The 16,061-nt window shown below is 65.3% G+C and carries 16 protein-coding genes and 1 tRNA gene; 6 read left to right on the forward strand and 11 right to left on the reverse strand.

The window, feature by feature from the left end; genetic code table 11:
* Window positions 1–67 precede the first annotated feature (67 nt).
* The 4 genes from G6N44_RS20185 to G6N44_RS20200 all read right to left on the reverse strand — a co-directional run bounded on the left by G6N44_RS20185 (window position 68) and on the right by G6N44_RS20200 (window position 3,574).
* On the reverse strand, window positions 68–904 hold the full coding sequence (locus G6N44_RS20185) for a TIGR04255 family protein (RefSeq protein ID WP_070953156.1): 837 nt from the start codon (window positions 902–904) through the stop codon (window positions 68–70).
* A 218-nt stretch (window positions 905–1,122) separates the two neighbouring features.
* Window positions 1,123–1,581 (reverse strand): transposase, encoded by a 459-nt coding sequence (locus G6N44_RS20190; protein WP_131822210.1) that lies wholly within the window; start codon window positions 1,579–1,581, stop codon window positions 1,123–1,125.
* Window positions 1,582–1,659: 78 nt separating this feature from the next.
* Window positions 1,660–3,243 (reverse strand): AICE element replication initiation protein, encoded by a 1,584-nt coding sequence (locus G6N44_RS20195; RefSeq protein ID WP_067992223.1) that lies wholly within the window; start codon window positions 3,241–3,243, stop codon window positions 1,660–1,662.
* A gap of 133 nt (window positions 3,244–3,376) precedes the next feature.
* Window positions 3,377–3,574 (reverse strand): helix-turn-helix transcriptional regulator, encoded by a 198-nt coding sequence (locus G6N44_RS20200; protein WP_062657835.1) that lies wholly within the window; start codon window positions 3,572–3,574, stop codon window positions 3,377–3,379.
* A gap of 168 nt (window positions 3,575–3,742) precedes the next feature.
* On the opposite strand from G6N44_RS20200, the gene G6N44_RS20205 reads away from it, so the two are divergent.
* On the forward strand, window positions 3,743–4,912 hold the full coding sequence (locus tag G6N44_RS20205; protein WP_067992226.1) for a tyrosine-type recombinase/integrase: 1,170 nt from the start codon (window positions 3,743–3,745) through the stop codon (window positions 4,910–4,912).
* Between the two features lie 52 nt (window positions 4,913–4,964).
* On the opposite strand, the gene G6N44_RS20210 is transcribed toward G6N44_RS20205, so the two are convergent.
* The 4 genes from G6N44_RS20210 to ponA2 all read right to left on the reverse strand — a co-directional run bounded on the left by G6N44_RS20210 (window position 4,965) and on the right by ponA2 (window position 9,783).
* Window positions 4,965–5,038 (reverse strand) — tRNA-Pro (locus G6N44_RS20210).
* Between the two features lie 216 nt (window positions 5,039–5,254).
* Window positions 5,255–6,361 (reverse strand): L-cysteine desulfhydrase Cds1, encoded by a 1,107-nt coding sequence (gene cds1 / locus G6N44_RS20215; RefSeq protein ID WP_163666851.1) that lies wholly within the window; start codon window positions 6,359–6,361, stop codon window positions 5,255–5,257.
* A complete protein-coding gene (locus G6N44_RS20220; protein ID WP_163666853.1) occupies window positions 6,358–7,302 on the reverse strand; it encodes a metallophosphoesterase in 945 nt (314 codons plus the stop codon). Before G6N44_RS20220 ends, cds1 begins: the two co-directional genes overlap by 4 nt.
* Before the next feature lie 27 nt (window positions 7,303–7,329).
* Window positions 7,330–9,783, reverse strand: a complete 2,454-nt coding sequence (ponA2, locus tag G6N44_RS20225; protein WP_163666855.1) for a transglycosylase/D,D-transpeptidase PonA2 — start codon at window positions 9,781–9,783, stop codon at window positions 7,330–7,332.
* Between the two features lie 327 nt (window positions 9,784–10,110).
* On the opposite strand from ponA2, the gene G6N44_RS20230 reads away from it, so the two are divergent.
* Window positions 10,111–10,440 (forward strand): WhiB family transcriptional regulator, encoded by a 330-nt coding sequence (locus G6N44_RS20230; protein ID WP_234938270.1) that lies wholly within the window; start codon window positions 10,111–10,113, stop codon window positions 10,438–10,440.
* Window positions 10,441–10,459: 19 nt separating this feature from the next.
* On the opposite strand, the gene G6N44_RS20235 is transcribed toward G6N44_RS20230, so the two are convergent.
* A complete protein-coding gene (locus tag G6N44_RS20235; protein WP_163666857.1) occupies window positions 10,460–11,590 on the reverse strand; it encodes an ATPase BagB in 1,131 nt (376 codons plus the stop codon).
* Window positions 11,590–12,627 (reverse strand): ATPase BagA, encoded by a 1,038-nt coding sequence (locus G6N44_RS20240; protein ID WP_163666858.1) that lies wholly within the window; start codon window positions 12,625–12,627, stop codon window positions 11,590–11,592. The genes G6N44_RS20235 and G6N44_RS20240 overlap by 1 nt, the downstream gene beginning before the upstream one ends.
* Window positions 12,628–12,700: 73 nt before the next feature.
* On the opposite strand from G6N44_RS20240, the gene G6N44_RS20245 reads away from it, so the two are divergent.
* The 3 genes from G6N44_RS20245 to G6N44_RS20255 are packed head-to-tail and all read left to right on the forward strand — an operon-like array spanning window position 12,701 to window position 14,105.
* Window positions 12,701–12,862 (forward strand): Sp36 family protein, encoded by a 162-nt coding sequence (locus G6N44_RS20245; protein WP_098002231.1) that lies wholly within the window; start codon window positions 12,701–12,703, stop codon window positions 12,860–12,862.
* Window positions 12,859–13,314, forward strand: a complete 456-nt coding sequence (locus G6N44_RS20250) for a RidA family protein (RefSeq protein ID WP_163666860.1) — start codon at window positions 12,859–12,861, stop codon at window positions 13,312–13,314. Before G6N44_RS20245 ends, G6N44_RS20250 begins: the two co-directional genes overlap by 4 nt.
* A complete protein-coding gene (locus G6N44_RS20255; RefSeq protein ID WP_163666862.1) occupies window positions 13,311–14,105 on the forward strand; it encodes an MBL fold metallo-hydrolase in 795 nt (264 codons plus the stop codon). Before G6N44_RS20250 ends, G6N44_RS20255 begins: the two co-directional genes overlap by 4 nt.
* 92 nt (window positions 14,106–14,197) lie before the next feature.
* On the opposite strand, the gene crp is transcribed toward G6N44_RS20255, so the two are convergent.
* The gene (gene crp / locus G6N44_RS20260) at window positions 14,198–14,872 is read right to left on the reverse strand and encodes a cAMP-activated global transcriptional regulator CRP (protein ID WP_003883807.1); all 675 of its coding nucleotides are present in this window, start codon (window positions 14,870–14,872) and stop codon (window positions 14,198–14,200) included.
* Between the two features lie 411 nt (window positions 14,873–15,283).
* On the opposite strand from crp, the gene nth reads away from it, so the two are divergent.
* The gene (nth, locus tag G6N44_RS20270) at window positions 15,284–16,057 is read left to right on the forward strand and encodes an endonuclease III (protein ID WP_163666866.1); all 774 of its coding nucleotides are present in this window, start codon (window positions 15,284–15,286) and stop codon (window positions 16,055–16,057) included.
* The last annotated feature ends 4 nt before the right edge of the window (window positions 16,058–16,061 follow it).

Below are 16,061 nucleotides of genomic sequence, written 5' to 3' on the forward strand. Positions count from 1 at the left end.
TTTTGTGCTCGGGCCCAGGAAGGTGACCGGAGCACGCGGGAGCCGGTCGGCTGCTGCTCCATGATCGTCATTTCGCGCTCCCTTCTCGAAGCTCTTTCAGGTAGGTATCGGTAACCGACGCCTGAAAAAGTGACAACGAAGTGCGGTTCAGCCGCTCCGCTGAGATGACGACCTCTCGCACGTCGAACGTGAATGAGGAGTGGCGGAACACGTCCGTATCGAGTAGATACTGCACGCACTTGCCCGAATCATCGCGAACTGGTCCATGCCGCAGCAACGCGCCGTGATGATCATCAAGCCGGATCTCCACCTGCTGTTGAGCACCTCGAACACTGCCGCCGAACACTGGGTTAAGCACAGGGCCCAGAAGGGTGTCGTCGATCCGGCCACGCCAAGCCTCTGCAGAGTTGAACCCACTGTCATGGAAGCGGTCGACGTACCGCAGACCGATGCGGTGCACCAACGATGGCTTGACTAACCGTCCGAGAGATTCGACCAGAACGGTTAGCGGAGCCTTCATGCTGGTACGCCACCGCTCGTAGCGGTTGACCTGCATGATCAGGATGTCGGGCATGAGCGTGACGTGTGCTCCGTCCGCGGAAGCAATTTGCCACCCACTGGACTCCGCTGCCACCTGGGAAACGCCGTTGGCCCCGAAGTCGATCCTCATCTGCTGTTGGACGGTGGGTTGAATGCTCGGGAAGTCCACCCCCGTGTTCTCCACAAGGTCGTCCCGGAAAGCAGCGGCGACCTCCGGTGTGATCTCGTCGGTACGGGCGGTATACCGGATCTCGATCACTGCGACTTCGAGGGGAGCGTTTCCGAGCAGGGTCGGATCGGCCGAGGGCAGCCCCCCCAATGGAACGTCCTCAGCTGGGCGAAGTGTGTGTGGATCGATGGTCATACTGTCCTGTCCATAGAGATGCACCTTAGATGCACCTACCGACAAGTGTAGGCGCTATCGTCAGAGATGAGGAGCAGGAGAGGCAGCGGCCCCCGGTCCGGAAATAGCGAACGCGGCTTCAAGGGATCTATGCGCCGCTCGATCGCATCTCGTCTGTCGACACGGGAGTGCGAAAGGCCATTTCGAAGCGGATGGTGCCGCCGCAAAACGGAACCTACCTAAGGACGGCTTAGGCGCAGTGTGCTGCTCTGCCGCCGTTGGGCCGGCCCGCACGCCGTCAGAGAGCCATTTGCCCTTCCAACACCGTGGGCTGTCAACGCGGCGATCTCGGCAGGTAGGTCAGCCACGAAGCGGAGCTCCAGTTCGTCGATTGCGTCTCGTCGCGCCGCTTCGAGAAGCAGGGTCGCATCGTCACGATGGGGGAGAACTCCGTGATCGCGCGCATAGCGATCTGTGACGGTATCGATGAGATCGTCCAACGAGGTGGTGAGAAGAAGCGCATCGTCGCCGGCGTGGCGCTCTGCGAACTCCTCGCGGCGTTCGCTGGACCATGTTGCTGGATAAGAAAGATCTGACAGATACAGCTGCTTGATGGCCGCCTCCAACTGGCCTGACCACCCGTAGTCAGGCCAGTCGTGGATGACCGCCTGGACGATCGCGTCGAATTGCGTGCTCACGAAGACCACTCCTCCCGTTGAGGGACCTGGTCCAGATTCTGCCCGATGGTGCCGACGCCGCTAGCCCGACAAGCGCGGTCACGACGCCTCGACGTCTAGATCGTCGGCTGAATGACCCTTCGGGACAGTCTGGCGGTGCGCGGGCAGCTCTTGAACAGAGGACGACTGCTCCCGCGGAGCCGAAATGCGCGAGGGACGCGAGGATTGCGAGTGTTGTTTGGCCGACACATCTTTGTAGGGCGGGTAGACGGTCCACAACAGGACATTCCGATGATTTCGAGCGCCATCGTCTTCGATCGCCCAACCCAGACTCCGTAGCGCGGGTGCGTGCCGTCGTAGGACGGCCGTGACATCCCGCCCGTTCCGGGGCCACTCCTTCGGCCTGCGCCAGGTGTCGCCGGTTGGCGTGACTGTCGCCAGCAGGTCGCCTCCGGACTTTGCGACGAGCGGTTCCCGGATGTGCAGCCGTAGCTGTTCGATGAACGGGTCGGCGGACAGGCTGTCTTCGGAGAGTTGATTGGCGCGTGACAGGTAACGCCGGAAGCCATGGGTCGACAGAATCTCGTCAACGGCCGCCAGCGTGCGACTGAAGTCCGCCATCCGTGGCGACACGTCGACCGAAATGGTTTCCAGCCGTTGATGGACGACGGCGGCCAGATCGAGAAGCCCGCCCAAAATCCCTGGTAGAGCCGTGCGCCACTGTTGTCGCATCGTGGCTTCCGGTTGTCGCATGTGGCGATCAATGCGTCGCAGGTCGACAGTCGCCAGTCGCTCCGCGAGGTCGGGCCGCACTGCTCCGACGTCGATGCCGTTGATGATGACGCACCGCCGAAATTTGATGACTGCGAGATCGGAGTCTGTGTACAACGCCCGTTTGACGTTGCCGTCGCCGGTGGCGGCGCGGCACAGAGAATCCGACAACCACGGCGAGATAGTCGACAGGTTGTCCAAGGCAACGACCCACGAACCGGAGGCTGCAGTGACCCACGAGTCGGCGTCACGCGGTGCCTGCCGCAGGGGGACCGGTGACGGGTCGATGAGATCGACCAGCATGCGCGTGGTTGTGCTCTTGGCGCTGCCCTGCTCGGCGAACAGCGCCAAGATCGGGTGGGGGACGTCCGTCTGGACAAGAGCGGCAACGAGGGCAGCAAGGAGGACCGGTCGGTCTTCAAAGTCGACGTTGACGAAATCCCAGAGCTTCTCGACATTCCCGCCCTGAGCCGGCAGCGGCATCGCCCCGGTCAACTTGGTACGCAGAAAGCGCACAGGTGCCCGTTCGGTGAGCGTCCACCGGCCCTGTCGGATACGAATCGTCTGGACATCGGGCCGTCCGGTGTCGATGTAAATGGTGCCGTCATCGTCAGCGACGCGGAGGTTGAGGCGTTCGGGCGGCTTCGTGGCAGCCAAACCTTCGAGGATCAGGGTGGCGTCAGTCAGCGCCTGGCCGCCGGCGACCGCGCCGGTTTCGGCGAAGTACCGTGCGGCGAGGTCGGCGCGTAGACCGGCCTTGCCGGCGCGGAGCAGCATCACCAAGTGCGGGCGGTCGCGGTCAGCGCCGAACGGCTCGCCCTCTTCTGAGAGCCCGAGCAGGTAGCGTTCCTGTGCCATGCTGACCAAGCGTGCGGCTACCGACTTCTTGTCCGTCTCGGTGTTGTCGCTCATAGGATTTCCTGCATACGGTGCTTATGCAGGCTGCGTTGACGAGCTATTCTCATGTGGAACTTCCGTGTCGGATGATCAGGTGGTTCGAACAAAGACCTCGGCTAGGCCCCGGGGTCTTTTTCGTGGGTGCGGTTCACGCGGCGTCTCCGCCTCCGCGCCGGGTTGCGCTTTCTTGCTCCGAGATCCATCGCAGCACTTCGTCGCGCCGGTAGACGACTCGGCGGCCCAAGGTGAAACTGGCCGGTCCGATGTCGCAGTGGCGCCAGTAGCGGAGAGTTCCAACGGGAATGCCGATGATGTCTGAAACCTGTTTGGCACTCAGTAGATCCATGTAGCTGCTCCTCAATAGTGGGTTCTGTCAACGAATCCAACGGTGGTGGTGGCGCCCTGCATTTGTCCACCAGTACCCTCAACTTCGCCTATAAATTGGCTCCAGTCGAACGATTTCGTCGGCTGTCGGTGGTCGGTGGGAATCTGGCACCCAACGGAGGTGGCTCACATGCAGCGACGAAACCGCCGCGCCGGCGTCGAGGACAGGTGGCGTCGATCGGACGGGACCCCTGCCGCGCGCAATGGCAAAGGGCGCCGATGGTTGGCCCGGTATGTCGATGATCAAGGCGGTGAGAACACCCGTTCGTTCGACCGCAAGGTGGACGCTCAGGCCTTTCTCAACGAGATCACAGCCGCGCAGACGATAGGAACCTATGTCGCGCCAAAAGCCGGGCGCATTACCGTCCGTGAATTGCACGCCAAGTGGCTTGGTACCCAGGGCCATTTGAAGGAGACGACGGTTGCGACACGCGCGTTCGCATGGTCGGGCTACGTCGAAGGCCGGTGGGCCGCGGTCGCAGTAGCCGACGTGCAATCGTCGGATATCAGGGCGTGGGTGCAGCAATTGGCGGCGGGTGGAGCCAAACCGGCCACCATCGAGAATGCGCTTAGCGTCCTGAGACAGATTCTGGAGATGGCCGTCGACGATCGACGGATCCCCCGCAATCCGTGTATGGGAGTGAAGTCGCCGCGACGACAGCACCGAGCACGGGGCTACCTGACGCACCGGCAGGTGGAACTTCTGGCCCGCGAGGTCGGCGAGTACGCCATCGTTGTTCGATTTCTGGCCTACACCGGGTTGCGCTGGGGCGAGATGGCAGCGCTGCGGGTGGAGTCATTCGACATGCTGCGTCGCAGGGTGAATATCCGTGAGGCGGTCGCCGAGGTGAAGGGACGTGTGGTGTGGTCGTCGCCGAAATCCCACGAACGTCGCTCGGTGCCGTTCCCGGCGTTCCTGGCCGAGCCGCTGGCCGTGCTCATGATGGGTAAGCGGCGTGAGGACTTGGTGTTCACATCGCCAGGAGGAGCACTGCTGCGAGTGTCGACGTGGCGGCCGCGGGTCTTCAACGTGGCCGTCCAACGTCTCCAGGCAGCAGACCCGGCGTACCCCACCGTGACACCGCACGACCTTCGCCACACGGCGGCGTCGCTGTCGATCAGCGCGGGGGCCAACGTCAAGGCCGTCCAGACGATGCTCGGGCACGCGTCCGCAGTCCTGACCCTGGACACCTATGCAGACTTGTTCCCGGACGACCTGGAGCAGGTTTCGGTTGCACTAGATGCGGCGCGGATGCGGTCTTTGGAATCCACTGCGGACCAGCTGCGGACTGGGAAGTAAGAAGGCCCCGACCAGAATTCCCGGTCAGGGCCTCTACCTGCGAACACACCAGTCGGGGTGGCGGGATTCGAACCCACGACCTCTTCGTCCCGAACGAAGCACGCTACCAAGCTGCGCCACACCCCGCGTGAAGCTTCGACAGCCTATCGCACCGGGTGCACCGAACGCCAAACGGCCACCTCTGCGCCGACACCATGGATCGCGCGTCGTTTGGTAGCGCGAAACCGGGAAGCAAACCGGTGTCGATGGCGTTGTAGCACACATGACTGTCATGGGTGCCACCGTCTATCTGGGGTTCATTGCCCTGGCGGTGTTGTGGCTCGTGCTGACGGCCGAGACGGATCAGGACCAGTTGCCCGAGCGTTCGAACTCCGACAGCACCGCCGCGGACTCCGAGGTGTCCAGCCCCTGGGCGCTGAGCCAGTCGGCATCGAAATAGGTATCCGCGTAGCGGTCACCGCTGTCGGCCAGCAGGGTCACCACCGACCCGCTGCGGCCGTGGGCGATCATCTCGGCCAGCAGCTGGAACGCGCCCCACAGATTGGTACCGGTCGACGGCCCGACCCGACGGCCCAGGACCCGGCTGGCGTGATGCGCCGCGGCCACCGATCCGTTGTCGGGGACGGCAATCATCTGATCGACCACGCCCGGCAGGAACGACGGCTCCACGCGCGGCCGGCCGATGCCCTCTATGCGTGACGAAGCCCCCGTGACGACGTCGTCGCGGTCCTGCGCGTAGCCCGGGAAGAACGCCGAATTCTCCGGGTCGACCACACACAGCCGTGAGGCATACCTGCGGTAGCGGATGTAGCGACCGATGGTCGCGCTGGTGCCGCCGGTGCCGGCGCCCACCACGATCCACTCCGGAACCGGATGTGGTTCCAGACGCATCTGCTCGTAGATCGATTCGGCGATGTTGTTGTTACCGCGCCAGTCGGTGGCCCGCTCGGCATTGGTGAACTGGTCGAGATAGTGCCCGCCGGTCTCCTCGGCCAATCGTTGGGCCTCGGCATACACCTGCGAGGACTCGGTGACGAAATGACAACGCCCGCCCTGGGCTTCGATCAAGGCGATTTTGGAGGCACTGGTCGACGCGGTCATCACCGCGATGAACGGCAGCCCGAGCAGCGCCGCGAAATACGCCTCGGACACCGCCGTCGACCCCGAGGACGCCTCGATGATCGTGGTGTCCTCACCGATCCAGCCGTTGCACAACCCGTACAGGAACAGGGACCGGGCCAACCGGTGCTTGAGGCTGCCGGTGATGTGGGTGGACTCGTCCTTGAGGTACAGCTGCACGTCGACGTCATTGCACCAGGTGGCCGGCAGTGGGTAGCGCAGCAGATGGGTGTCGGCGCTCCGTTTGGAATCGGCCTCGATCAGCCGCACCGCAGTGTCGACCCACCCGCGCGGCCGGGGGCGGGACGCGGTACAGCCAGGTTGGCTCACCGGGCCGAGACGGCCGGGCTGGATTGCCCGGCCCTGGTCCCCACGTGCCCACCGCCGGTCGGCGCCGCGACCAGCGTCAACAGGGTGGCCTCGGGGCGGCAGCAGAACCGCACCGGCGCGAACGGCGAGGTACCGATGCCTGCGGACACGTGCAACTGCATGTGCGACCCCCACTTGGAAGCGCCCTTGGCCCGCGAGCGGTCGAGCTCGCAATTGGTCACGATGGCTCCGTAGAACGGCAGGCACAACTGGCCGCCGTGGGTGTGCCCGGCCAGCACCAGCTGATAGCCGTCGGCGGCGAAGCGGTCCAACACCCGCGGTTCGGGGGAGTGCGTCAGCCCCAATGTCAGGTTCGCCGCGCCGTTGGCCCGGCCGGCGATGGTGTCGTAGCGGTCGCGTTTGAGGTGCGGATCGTCGACGCCGGCTGCCGAGATGTGCAGCCCGGCGACCTCGACATCGCGGCGGAGGTGGGTCATGTCGAGCCAGCCGCGCTCGGTGAAGGCCGCCCGCAGATCCTGCCACGGCAACGGTTCACCGTGCGTCCGATGGTCCGGGTTGGTGATGTAGTTCAGCGGGTTCTTCAGGCGCGGCGCGAAATAGTCATTGCTGCCGAACACGAACAGGCCGGGCGCCGACAGCAGATCGCTCAGTGACTGCACGACGGCGGGCACGGCCTTGGGATGGGCCAGGTTGTCGCCGGTGTTGATCACCAGATCAGGCTCAAGACGCGCCAGGTCGCGCAGCCAGGCCTGCTTGCGACGCTGATTGGGACGCATGTGCAGATCGGACAGGTGCAACACCCGCAGGGGCGAGGAGCCCGGGGCCAGTACCGGCATGGTCGCTTCCCGCAGCACGAACGCATTGCGCTCGATCAGGGACGCGTAGCCGATCCCGGCAACCAGCGAACCGGCGGTGACGGCAGCTGCCTTCTTGACGGACATGCAGGCAAGCCTACTGCGGACCGGTCCTCACGGGGGCGGGGGTGGAGGCCCGAGCACCGGAACGGTGATCGGAGGCAGCCCGGGGATCTCGATCACAGTCTGGCCGATCTCGGGCGGCGGACCTCCCGGAATCGGGAACGCGACCGGAGGCGGCGGCGGGGCCGGCGGAACCCCGTTGCTGATCTGGATCGTGATGATCGAACCGGGAATCGTCTGCCCGCTGGGCGCCGTGCCGACCACGGTCCCGTAACGCGAGCTGCTGTTGACCGAGGCGGCGCCGTCGGCGACCTGGAATCCGGACTCCCTGAGCCGCTGACGTGCAGCCGTCTCGTCCAGTCCGATCACGGTCGGCACGACCGAGCCAGGGCCGCCGTCGACGTAGCGCGGGTCCGTCGGCGGCATGACCACCGGGCCGAAGCTGTTGGCGAGTGGCTTCAGCGCGGTGAACCAGGTGCGGGCCGGTTCGTTACCGCCGAACAGGTCGCCGTCCCCGCACTGGCGCAGCGGGAACGAGCACAGCTCGCCGGGGCTGGTGGAATCGTCATAGATGTAGTTGGCCGCGGCGTACTGGTTCGTGAAGCCGAGAAAGCCCGACGAGCGATGCGCCTCGGTGGTGCCGGTCTTGCCCGACATCGGGAGGTCCCAGCCCACCGAACCGGCCGAACCGGAGGCGGTACCGCCGGCCTGGTCGTCCTTGCTCATCGCATTGGCCAACGTGTTGGCCAGACCCTCGGGAACCGCCTGATCGCAGGTCTCGGTGGTCACCGACACCTCCTGACCACGCCGGTCGAGCACCTGGGCGATCGGGTTGGGTGGGCACCAGGTTCCGCCGGAGGCCAAGGTGGCAGCCACATTCGACAGCTCGAGCGCGTTGACCTCGATGGGGCCCAGCGTGAACGAGCCGATGTTCTGACGCTTGACGAAGTCGGCCAGGCTCTCGTTGCTCTCCGGGTCGTAGTCGCGGGCGGTGCCGGGCAACGCATAGGACCGCAGTCCCAGCTTGACCGCCATATCGACCGACCGCTGCACGCCGATCTGCGAGATCAGCTTGGCGAACGCCGTATTCGGCGAGGTTGCCAGGGCATCGGTGACGCTCATCGAACCCCGGTAGCCGCCGGCGTTCTTCACACACCAGGTTTCCTTCGGGCAACCCGGGGTGTCGCTGCTGCCCAGCCCCTTGGCCTGGAAGAACGCGGGCACCGCCAGTTGGGTGTTGATGCCCATCCCCATGTCCATCGCCGCGGCGGTGGTGAAGATCTTGAAGATCGATCCGGCGCCGTCGCCGACGAGCGAGAAGGGCTGCGGTTGCATGGTCTCGCCGGCGTCGGTGTTCAGGCCGTAGGTGCGGTTGCTGCCCATCGCCAGGACCGGATGGGATTCTTTGCCCGGCTTGATCACGCTCATCACGCTGGCGATGCCCGGAGCGTCCGGGCGGGCGATGCTGTCGATCGCCGACTTCACCGAGCCCTGCACCTCGGGATCGAGCGTGGTCTTGATCAGATAACCGCCCTTGGCCACCTGCTCCTTGGACAGGCCGGCGCGGGCCAGGTACTCCAACGCGTAATCGCAGAAGAACGCCCGGTCACCGGCCGCGATGCAGCCGCGGGGCAGTGCGTTGGGCTGCGGCAGGATGCCCAGCGGCTGCTGCTTGGCGGCCCGCAGCGCGTCGGCCTCGCCCGGGATGTTCTCGATCATGGTGTCCAGCACCAGGTTCCGCCGGGCCAGGGCGCCGTCGGGATTGGTGTACGGGTTCAGCGCGCTGGTGGACTGCACCATGCCGGCCAGCAGGGCGGCCTGCTGCCAGTTCAGCTCGGAGGCATTGACGTCGAAATACGTCTGTGCGGCGTCCTGAATACCGAACGCACCGTTGCCGAATGAGACCAGGTTGAGATAGCGGGTCAGGATCTCAGGCTTGGTGAAGGTCTTGTCCAGCGTCAGAGCCATCCGGATCTCACGCAGTTTGCGGGCCGGTGTGGTCTCGATCGCGGCGCGGCGCTCGGCATCGGTCTGGGCGATCACCAGCAGCTGGTAGTTCTTCACGTACTGCTGCTCGATCGTCGAACCGCCGCGGGTGTCGGAGTCGCCACGCATATATCCGGTCAGACCGGTCAGCGTTCCCTGCCAGTCCACACCGTTGTGTTCGGCGAAGCGCTTGTCCTCGATCGAGACCAGCGCGAGCTTCATCGTGTTGGCGATCTGATCGCTCGGCACCTCGAAGCGGCGCTGCGAATACAGCCACGCAATGGTGTTGCCCTTGGCGTCGACCATGGTCGAGACCTGCGGAACTTCACCGTCGACCAGGGCGGCCGAGCCGTTGGCCACCACGTCGGAAGCGCGGTTGGACATCAGGCCGAATCCACCCACCACCGGGAACATGAACGTGGCCACCAGCACGCTCGCGAGCAGCACGCACCAGGCGAGTTTGATGACGGTGACCGCTTGGGGTGGCTGCGCGGGCGGTCGAGTCGGCGGCTCCGGCATGGGTACAGAGTAGCCAGCTCGCTCGGGGACCCTGTCTGAGAGCAGGCGCTGTTGGCTTCATCCCAGTTGCCTGCAGAAATACCTCGGTGGGCCCGGGTGCCGGTCAGACGGCACGGCCGTCCCAAAAAAGGGCGTGACAAACTGTTGCGTAAATACCCTCTGACCACCTAGCTTGGACACACAGTGCGATCCAGGTAACACGGGCTGGCGCAATGTGGCGTAGATCGCAATGGCTTTCTACCCGGGAGGTTCAACCGCCCGCCATCTGGGGAGATGGCTGGAACGAAGGGATCGCTGGTGTCAGGTACACGAACTGTCGCAGACAACATGAACGCTTCCGCCCCCGCCGCCACCCTGGTCCACCGAGGTGAAGGTGAAGCCCGGATCGCCTGGGTTTCGCAGGCGCGGTGCCGCCAGGCCGATCCGGACGAGCTGTTCGTCCGGGGGGCCGCCCAACGGAAAGCCGCGGTGATCTGTCGGCACTGCCCGGTGATCCTCGAATGCGGCGCCGATGCGTTGGACAATCGCGTCGAGTTCGGAGTCTGGGGCGGAATGACCGAGCGTCAGCGTCGTGCCCTGCTCAAGCAGCATCCCGAAGTCAATTCCTGGGCCGAGTTCTTCGCCGCCCAGCGCAAGCACCACCGCAGCGCGGTCTGACCGCGCTCGTCCCGTCCGTCTAGACGGATTCCCCGACGCCGGTGATCTGATCGGCGATCGCGCGTAGCGCGTCGAGATCAGACACGTCGAACGGCAGCGACGGCACCCCCACGATCGCCACATGCGGATTCGCCCCGGTGAACCGGGACAGCAGACGTACCTCACGCTTGGCGGTGTGCGCCCGATCGGCGTGGATGCGCAGCACCGCCGCGGTCAGCGAGTCCGGATCCTCGGCCGCCAACTCGTCGGCGGCTTCCTCGGCCTTGTCGGCGTGAAGCTCGCACAGGGTCGGATGGGTGCGGTTGAGGATCAGGCCGGCCAGCGGCATGTGCTCGTTCGACAACCGGTCGACGAAGAACGAGGCCTCCCGCAGCGCGTCGGGTTCGGCCGCCGACACCACCACGAACTGGGTGCCGCGCCGCTTGAGCAATTCGTAGGTACGGTCGGCCTTCTCCCGGAAGCCGCCGAAGGTGGCATCCAGTGACTGCACGAAACCTGCTGCGTCAGAGAGCATTTGCGACCCCAGTACGGTGGACAGGGCCTTCATGGCGAGTCCGACGGCACCGGTGACCAGACGCCCGATCCCGCGTCCGGGCGCCAGCAGCATCCGCCACAACCGGCTGTCCATGAAGCTGCCCAACCGCTTCGGCGCGTCGAGGAAGTCCAGGGCGTTGCGCGACGGCGGGGTGTCCACCACCACCAGGTCCCACTTGTCCTCGGCCAGCAACTGACCGAGTTTTTCCATCGCCATGTACTCCTGCGTGCCGGCCAGCGAGGTCGCCACGGTTTGGTAGAACTGGTTCTCCAGAATCGAATCGGCGCGGTCCGCCCCGGAGTACTGCACCACCATCTCGTCGAACGTGCGGCGCATGTCCAGCATCATCGCGTGCAGCTCACCGGTGACCTCCGGGGCCAACGGAACCCGCTGCGGGGTGTTCCCGAGATCCTTGATCCCCAGCGCCTGAGCCAGCCGCTTGGCCGGGTCGATCGTGAGCACCACGACGGTGCGGCCGTACTCGGCGGCCCGCAGTGCCATCGCTGCTGCGGTGGTGGTCTTGCCGACTCCGCCTGCGCCGCAACAGACTACGACGCGGTTGGCGGTGTCCGACAGGATCGAGTGCATATCCAATGCGGGCGGTTTGGCACTCACTATCGGACCCCTTGCTGTTCCAGTGCTTCGGCGAGTTCGTACAGGCTGCCCAGGTCGACACCGTCGGTCAGTGCGGGCAACTCCAGGCGGGGCACATCGATGGCGTCGAGCATTTCGGCACTCTCGGCGCGCGCCGAGATCCGGGTGGCGTGCTGGATGGACTCGGTCAGTAGGCCAGCAAAGTCGTCGTCCGACAACGTGATTCCAGTCTTGGCCAGACCTGCGCGGACCGCGTCGGCGTCGATGTCACCCTCGGCGGCCTTGATCAGGTCCTCGGGCGGAAGAAATGCCGGGATGTTGCGGTTGACGATCACGCTGCCGATCGGCAGACCCATCTCGGTGAGCTCGTCGATCGCCTCGAGGGTCTCCTGGATCGGTAGTGCCTCCAGAAGTGTCACCAGGTGGATCGCGGTCTGTTCGGAGTGCAGCAGCTTCACCACGCCATCGGCCTGGGAGTGCACGGGCCCACCCTTGGCCAGGTCGGAGACCGCCTTGGTGACGTCCAGGAATCGCGAGATACGGCCGGTGGGAGGGGAATCTACCACCACGGCGTCGTAAACCCCACGGCTGGATTTGGAGTCCTTGGCTCCCTTTTTCTCGCGCGTCACGATCTCTTTGATCTTGCCGGTGAGCAGCACGTCGCGCAGGCCGGGTGCGATGGTGGTGGCGAATTCGATGGCACCGATCCGGCGCATCGCCCGGCCGGCCAGACCGAGGTTGTAGAACATGTCGAGGTACTCCAGGAACGCGGCCTCGATGTCGATCGCGAGCGCGTTGACCTGTCCACCGCCATCGGCCGTGGCCACCTTGACTTCCTCGTACGGCAGCGGTGGCACGTCGAACAACTGCGCGATGCCCTGCCGTTCCTCGACCTCGACGAGCAGCACCTTTCGGCCGCCGGCCGCCAGAGCCAGGGCCAGGGCCGCCGCGACGGTGGACTTGCCGGTGCCGCCCTTACCGGATACGAAATGCAGGCGGGCCTTCGTCAGCCTTGACGGCCAGCCGACGTGTTTGGCGCCGCTCTCTGTGGTTGCCACCTCTGCATGCTAGCCAAGCCCGGGTGTCCGCCCGATAGGCTCGGGTCATGAGCGAAGGAACTAGGTGGGCAGCGTGAGCGAAGCGAACAAATGGGAATACGCCACGGTGCCGTTGTTGACTCACGCCACCAAACAAATTCTCGATCAATGGGGTGAGGACGGCTGGGAACTGGTCTCGGTGTTGCCGGGCCCGACCGGCGAGCAGCACGTCGCGTATCTGAAGCGGCCGAAGTGACCAACTCGCAACGGCTGACCGAACTGGGCATCGAACTGCCCGACGTGGTCGCGCCGCTGGCCGCCTACGTGCCCGCGGTGCGGACCGGCAACCTGGTCTACACCGCCGGTCAACTCCCGATCCGGGCCGGTGAGCTGCTGGCCGCCGGCAAGGTCGGCGCGGAGATCAGCCCCGATCAGGGCAACGAGCTGGCTCGGGTCTGCGGCCTCAACGCGCTGGCCGCCGTGCACGCGCTGGTGGGCATCGACTCCGTCGTCCGAATCGTCAAGGTGACCGGGTTCGTTGCCTCCGCACCCGGATTCAGCGGACAGCCCGGTGTCGTCAACGGTGCCTCCGAACTGTTCGGCGAGATCTTCGGTGAGGCGGGCGCGCACGCGCGTTCGGCCGTCGGCGTATCGGAACTGCCGCGTAATGCGCCGGTCGAAGTCGAGATCATCGTCGAAACCGCGTGACAGCAGCGCAGCACCCCGCCTACGGGCTGTTGAGGCCGGTCACCCGATCCGCCTCGGTGCTGCTGTGCGACAACCCGGGGCTGATGACCCTGGAGGGCACCAACACGTGGGTGCTGCGTGGCCCGGGGAGCGACGAGATCGTCGTCGTCGACCCCGGTCCCGACGATGAGGCACACATCGCCCGCATCGCCGAACTGGGCACCGTCGCACTGGTGTTGATCAGTCACAAGCACGAGGACCACACCGGCGGCATCGACAAGCTCGTGGACCTGACCGGCGCCACCGTCCGCTCGGTCGGCAGCGGCTTCCTGAGAGGCCTCGGCGGTCCGCTGACCGACGGCGACGTGATCGACGCTGCCGGCCTGAAGATCAAGGTGATGGCCACGCCCGGCCACACGGTCGATTCACTGAGCTTCGTGCTCGACGACGACAACGGACCAGGGGCCGTGTTGACCGCAGACACCGTGCTGGGCCGCGGCACCACTGTCATCGACACCGAGGACGGCAGCCTGCGTCACTACCTGGAGTCGCTGCAACGGCTGCAGGGCCTCGGCCCGCGCAGGGTGCTTCCCGGGCACGGCCCCGATCTGCCGAATCTCCACGAAGTAACCGCGATGTACCTGGCGCACCGCGAGGAGCGGTTGAACCAGATCCGGGCGGCGCTGATCGAACTCGGTGAGGACGCCTCGGCCCGACAGGTCGTCGAGCACGTCTACACCGATGTCGACCAGAAACTCTGGGACGCCGCCGAAAAGAGCGTCCAAGCCCAACTGGATTACCTGCGGGACTGACTCAACGCCCTCAACGCCGAAACGGTATTCCGGCAGCTGGTTACTCGAACAAAAGCTGCTGGAATACCGTTTCGCGGAAAACTAGCGGGCGATCAGCGCGCTCGGCGTGCCAGCCGCTCGCTGTCGCTGATGAGCACGCTCTTGCCCTCCAGCCGGATCCAGCCGCGGTGGGCGAAATCGGCCAGTGCCTTGTTGACGGTCTCGCGGGAGGCGCCGACGAGCTGGGCGATCTCTTCCTGCGTGAGGTCGTGCGTGACGCGCAACGCCCCGCCCTCCTGGGTGCCGAACCGCTGGGCCAGCTGCAGCAGCTGCTTGGCCACCCGGCCGGGAACGTCGGTGAAGATCAGGTCGGCCAGGTTGTTGTTGGTGCGGCGCAGACGACGCGCGAGCACCCGCAGCAGCTGTTCGGCGATCTCGGGACGGTCGGCGATCCACGCGCGCAGCGCGTCACGGTCCATCGACACCGCGCGCACCTCGGTGATCGTGGTGGCGCTCGAGGTACGGGGCCCCGGGTCGAAGATCGACAGCTCACCGAACATGTCCGACGGACCCATGATGGTCAGCAGGTTCTCGCGGCCGTCCGGTGAACGGCGGCCGATCTTCACCTTGCCGGAGATGATGATGTACAGGCGGTCGCCGGGCTCGCCCTCGGCGAAGACGGTATGCCCGCGCGGGAAGTCGACGGGCTGCAACTGCTTCGTCAACGCCGAAACGGCGGTCGGCTCGACGCCCTGGAAGATTCCGGCCCTGGCCAGGATCTCGTCCACGTTGCCCCTTAAGCTATTGGGTGTGTTGTCCTCTTACTGAGAATTCCTGCTCAGTCTAGAGGTACGCGGTTTCGCGACTAGCCCACGCTACACACGATTGACGTGTCGAGACGCAGGAAACCCGGTATTTATGGCCTGCGGTTCGTGGTACCGCGTCGGCAAACCTTCACTCTCGACGCCGAGGATCACCGGCTTGACCCGCGGCATGGCCGGCGCCGGGCCGGGCTTTCGGTCCAACCCTGCTTCGAGTCGCTCGAGCCCGAACGCCGCCATCATGAGCAACCCCGGGGTGAACGAGACCAGCAACCACGACACAAGGCAGTAGTTAACACGGCGTAGGTCTCAGCGTGGTCACGAATCATCACCGGTCCGCGCAGGAGAACGTCCGACGAGATCAGTACGCTGACAGACGTGACTGAGGCTGCCGCCCCAACAGGGAAAACGCGCCGGTCCAAGAAGTGGGACACCGAGACCCACCTGGGCCTGGTTCGTCGGGCTCGACGGATGAATCGCGAACTGGCCCGGGCATTTCCGCACGTCTACTGCGAGCTGGACTTCACCAATCCGCTGGAACTGGCGGTGGCCACCATCTTGTCGGCGCAGAGCACCGACAAACGGGTGAACCTGACCACTCCGGCGCTCTTCCTCAAATACCGCACGGCGCTGGACTACGCGCAGGCCGACCGCGCCGAGATGGAGGAGTTGATCCGGCCGACCGGGTTCTACCGGAACAAGACCAACTCACTGATCCGGCTGGGGCAGGAGTTGGTGGCGCGGTTCGACGGGCAGGTGCCGGACAATATCGAAGACCTGGTGACGCTGCCCGGTGTGGGACGCAAGACCGCCAACGTCATCCTCGGTAACGCCTTCGACATTCCCGGGATCACCGTCGACACCCACTTCGGTCGGCTGGTGCGGCGCTGGCGCTGGACGGCCGAAGAGGATCCGGTCAAGGTCGAGTTCGCGATCGGTGAGCTCATCGAACGCAAGGAATGGACCCTGCTCAGCCACCGGGTGATCTTCCACGGCCGTCGGGTCTGCCACGCCCGTAAGCCGGCGTGTGGTGTGTGTGTGCTGGCCAAGGACTGCCCGTCGTTCGGACTGGGGCCCACCGATCCGCCCACCGCTGCCGCGCTGGTCAAAGGCCCCGAGATCGAGCATCTGCTGGCCCTGGCCGGGCTGTGAACCC

The organism is Mycolicibacterium alvei (genome assembly GCF_010727325.1).
Classification (GTDB): domain Bacteria; phylum Actinomycetota; class Actinomycetes; order Mycobacteriales; family Mycobacteriaceae; genus Mycobacterium; species Mycobacterium alvei.

What these genes read in the sequence shown, in the direction of transcription:
- G6N44_RS20230 (WP_234938270.1), top strand. Translation starts at nt 10,111, where the DNA reads ATGAACGCTTCCGCCCCCGCCGCCACCCTGGTCCACCGAGGTGAAGGT.
- ponA2 (WP_163666855.1), bottom strand. Translation starts at nt 9,783, where the DNA reads ATGCCGGAGCCGCCGACTCGACCGCCCGCGCAGCCACCCCAAGCGGTC.
- G6N44_RS20195 (WP_067992223.1), bottom strand. Translation starts at nt 3,243, where the DNA reads ATGAGCGACAACACCGAGACGGACAAGAAGTCGGTAGCCGCACGCTTG.
- G6N44_RS20200 (WP_062657835.1), bottom strand. Translation starts at nt 3,574, where the DNA reads ATGGATCTACTGAGTGCCAAACAGGTTTCAGACATCATCGGCATTCCC.
- G6N44_RS20185 (WP_070953156.1), bottom strand. Translation starts at nt 904, where the DNA reads ATGACCATCGATCCACACACACTTCGCCCAGCTGAGGACGTTCCATTG.
- G6N44_RS20220 (WP_163666853.1), bottom strand. Translation starts at nt 7,302, where the DNA reads ATGTCCGTCAAGAAGGCAGCTGCCGTCACCGCCGGTTCGCTGGTTGCC.
- G6N44_RS20205 (WP_067992226.1), top strand. Translation starts at nt 3,743, where the DNA reads ATGCAGCGACGAAACCGCCGCGCCGGCGTCGAGGACAGGTGGCGTCGA.